The following is a 3,388-nucleotide window of genomic DNA, read 5'->3' on the forward strand; positions in this document are numbered from 1 at the left end:
CGCCTTCACTTTTCCGTTCGACGAGGTCCGGGTCCTCATCGTTGGCCAGGACCCCTACCCGACGCCCGGACACGCCGTGGGCCTGAGCTTCTCGGTGGCGCCCCAGGTGCGGCCGCTGCCGCGCAGCTTGGAGAACATTTTCGCCGAATACGCGCACGACCTCGGCTATCCGCTGCCGTCGTGCGGAGATCTCACGCCGTGGGCGCAGCGTGGGGTGATGCTGCTCAACAGGGTGCTGACGGTGCAGCCGGGTAATCCTACCTCGCATCGCGGTAAGGGTTGGGAGGCGGTCACCGAGCGCGCCATCCGTGCCCTGGTGGCTCGCGAGCAGCCGATGGTGGCCATCCTGTGGGGGCGCGACGCGTCGACGCTCAAGCCGATGCTGGCGGCCGGCGACTGCGTCGCGATCGAGTCGCCGCACCCCTCGCCGCTGTCGGCGTCTCGCGGGTTCTTCGGCTCGCGTCCGTTCAGCCGCGCCAACGAGCTGCTCGCGGGGATGGGCGCCGACCCGATCGACTGGCGGTTGCCCTGACCGGGATGAAGGCGCTGCGGGCACACCGCCGCGGCGGCCCGGAGGTCCTGATCGTCGAGCGCGTGCCCGTGCCGATCGCCGCGGCCGGTGAAGTCTTGGTGGCGGTCCACGCTGCGGCCATCACGTTCGACGAGTTGACCTGGGACGAGACGTGGACCCGCGACGGTGTCAGCCGGACTCCGGTGATCCCGTCGCATGAGGTATCCGGCGTGGTCGCGCAAACGGCTCCGGGGGTAACGGATTTCAAGCCCGGCGACGAGGTCTACGGACTCATCCGATTCGACCGCGACGGCGCCGCAGCCGAATTCGTCACCGTTCCCGCGGCCGACCTTTCTCCCAAACCGTCGACGGTGTCGCATACCAGCGCCGCCGCGCTGCCGCTGGCCGGGCTGACCGCCCTGCAGGCCCTGGTCGACCATGCGGCGGTCCAGCCCGCAGAGGCGGTCCTGGTGCACGGCGGGGCCGGCGGCGTCGGCGCCTTGACGGTTCAACTGGCTGCCCTCCTCGGCGCGCGCGTGACCGCAACCATCCGCAGCGACGCCGGCGAGCTCGTCCGCGGTTTCGGCGCGCACCGGGTGATCGACGTGCGCACCGAAGCGTTCGACGAAAACGGCGCCGCATACGACGTCGTCATCGACACCGTCGGCGGTGAGACCTTGGACCGATCTTTTCGCGTGCTGCGCCGAGGCGGACGGTTGGTTACCCTGTCGGCTCCCCCGCCGGCCGGGAAAGCCGACGAATACGGTGTTACGGCAACGTTCTTCATCGTCACACCCAACCGCGACCAGCTTGACGAACTCGCCGCGCTCGTCGACGCGTCCTCCCCGCAGGGGCGCCTGCACGTGGAAATCGCGGCGACATTTCCGCTCGACAATGGCCGGGAGGCCTTCGGAGTGGCCTACGTCCCGGCCGGCGGCCCGGCAAGACCGTCATCGTCGTCCGGGAGTGAGTCTTGCCTTGGCGCAACCAGGTGTGAGGATCAAGGTCATGAAGATCGTCGTGGTGGGTGCCACCGGCCTGATCGGTGCCAAGGTGGTCGACATCCTGGCCGCCAACGGTCATCGGGTGGTGCCGGCTTCGCGGCGCACCGGCGTGGATGTGCTTACCGGCGAGGGCCTAAGCGACGCGCTGCACGACGCGCGAGCTGTGGTCGACGTCACCGATTCACCGTCATACGAAGACGCCGCGCTGATGAAATTCTTCACCACGTCCTCCGCCAACCTCGTCACCGCAGAACGGGTGGCCGGGGTAGGCCATCATGTGGTGCTGTCGGTGGTGGGCGCGGACCGCATGCCCGACAGCGGATATATGCGGGCCAAGGTTGCGCAGGAACGCCGGATCATCGACTCCGGCATCGCATATACCGTGTTGCGCGCCACACAGTTCTTCGAATTCGCTTGTGGTATAGCCGATTCCTGCACAGACGGAGACACCGTCCGAGTGCCGGATGCGCTGATCCAGCCGGTAGCCGCCACCGAAGTCGCCGCGAAGCTGGCGACGATCGCGGCCGAAGCTCCCGCCAATGCCGTCATCGAACTTGGCGGGCCGGAATACCTTCCGCTCGAAGTATTCATCCGCACCGCCTGCGCACATTACGGTGATGCCCGTGTTGTGGTCACCGACCCGCACGGCCGCTACTTCGGCACCGAGCTCAAAAAGCGCACCCTGGTCACTGACGACGACACCGCTGCCCGGGGAAGAATCCGTTACCGGGACTGGCTGGCGGGGAGATGAAGATCTAGATAGCTACGATCTCGACGAAACCATCTGGCGGCGACGCGCGACGCGCGTGTTGGTGCCCGACGCGGTGCCGCCGGCGTTTGGTTGAGATTTGGTTAGGAATGGCCAGAGCCGTGACTGCTAGCCGCGGACGACCTTGCCGGCCTTGATGCAGGACGTGCAGACGTTGAGTCGCTGCTTGTTGCCGCCCGGACGGGCCACGACGTGCACAGTCTGGACGTTGGGGTCCCACCGGCGGCTGGTGCGCCGGTGGGAGTGTGACACCGACTTGCCGAAGCCGGGGCCCTTCCCGCAGATATCGCACACAGCGGCCATTGTTCAAACTCCTCAAGTCTTGACAGGTCCGGCACCTGGCCGGGACGGCCCGGAACGACCCGGGCCTAGCAAGGATACCGACTCTGGTGGGTAACCACCAAAACGATCAGCAGCTGACACATAGTTTACGGCCGGTGCTGTCGCCCGCTCTGGCTAGGCTCAATGGGCCGGTTCACCCAGGCCAGCGGGTGCTGTCTCACGGCTTGCCGCCGTGCGTGTCGTCGCCCGGCTACGCTGGCGCCCACCGGCAGGCTGGTGCGGAGGAGGTAGGTCACACTGGGCACTGCTCGTACTTCACAGAATCGTCTGCTGGACGCGTCGGCCTTGAGGGACTGGGCGCATACCTCCGTCAGCGACCTGATCACTCACATCGACGAGATCAACCGGCTCAACGTATTTCCGGTCGCCGATTCCGATACCGGCGCCAACATGCTGTTCACCATGCGTTCCGCGTTGGCGGAGGCGAATGCGGGAGCCGGCGCCGACGGCGGCCCCGGGTGCGCCGCCCGGATCGCCGCGGCCTTGTCGGCCGGTGCCCTGAACGGCGCCCGCGGCAATTCCGGCGTGATCCTGTCCCAGATCCTGCGCGGCATCGCCGACGTCACCGCGACCGCGGCGGCCGACTCCGGCGGTGAACTGCCCCACCTGGACGCCGTCACCCTCGGGGCCGCGCTGCAGCGCGGCGTCGAGCTGGTCATCACGTCGATGGGCGGCGAGGAGGTGCCGGGGACCATCGTCTCGGTGTTGCGGGCCGCCGCCGACGCCGTCGAAGAGTGCGCCGCGGAGGGGCTGGCCCCGGCG

At 67.9% G+C, this 3,388-nt stretch carries 4 protein-coding genes and 1 pseudogene; 4 read left to right on the top strand and 1 reads right to left on the bottom strand.

Annotation, left to right across the window (positions count from 1 at the left end; translation table 11 throughout):
• The 3 genes and pseudogenes from ACLP4W_RS04095 to ACLP4W_RS04105 form a co-directional block, all read left to right on the top strand.
• Positions 1 to 532: uracil-DNA glycosylase (locus tag ACLP4W_RS04095; protein WP_442384383.1), on the top strand; the 532-nt coding region annotated here is incomplete at its 5' end.
• Positions 533 to 537: 5 nt separating this feature from the next.
• A pseudogene (locus tag ACLP4W_RS04100) lies at positions 538 to 1,481 on the top strand (NADP-dependent oxidoreductase).
• Positions 1,482 to 1,519: 38 nt separating this feature from the next.
• Positions 1,520 to 2,266: an SDR family oxidoreductase gene (locus tag ACLP4W_RS04105; RefSeq protein ID WP_442384385.1), complete on the top strand. Its 747-nt coding sequence runs from the start codon at positions 1,520 to 1,522 to the stop codon at positions 2,264 to 2,266.
• A 126-nt stretch (positions 2,267 to 2,392) separates the two neighbouring features.
• On the opposite strand, the gene rpmB is transcribed toward ACLP4W_RS04105, so the two are convergent.
• The gene (gene rpmB, locus ACLP4W_RS04110; RefSeq protein WP_064950728.1) at positions 2,393 to 2,587 is read right to left on the bottom strand and encodes a 50S ribosomal protein L28; all 195 of its coding nucleotides are present in this window, start codon (positions 2,585 to 2,587) and stop codon (positions 2,393 to 2,395) included.
• A 276-nt stretch (positions 2,588 to 2,863) separates the two neighbouring features.
• Here rpmB and ACLP4W_RS04115 point away from each other — a divergent pair.
• Positions 2,864 to 3,388: DAK2 domain-containing protein (locus ACLP4W_RS04115; protein ID WP_442384388.1), on the top strand; the 525-nt coding region annotated here is incomplete at its 3' end.

Origin of the sequence: Mycobacterium sp., from assembly GCF_052145595.1 — a bacterium.
GTDB lineage: Bacteria > Actinomycetota > Actinomycetes > Mycobacteriales > Mycobacteriaceae > Mycobacterium.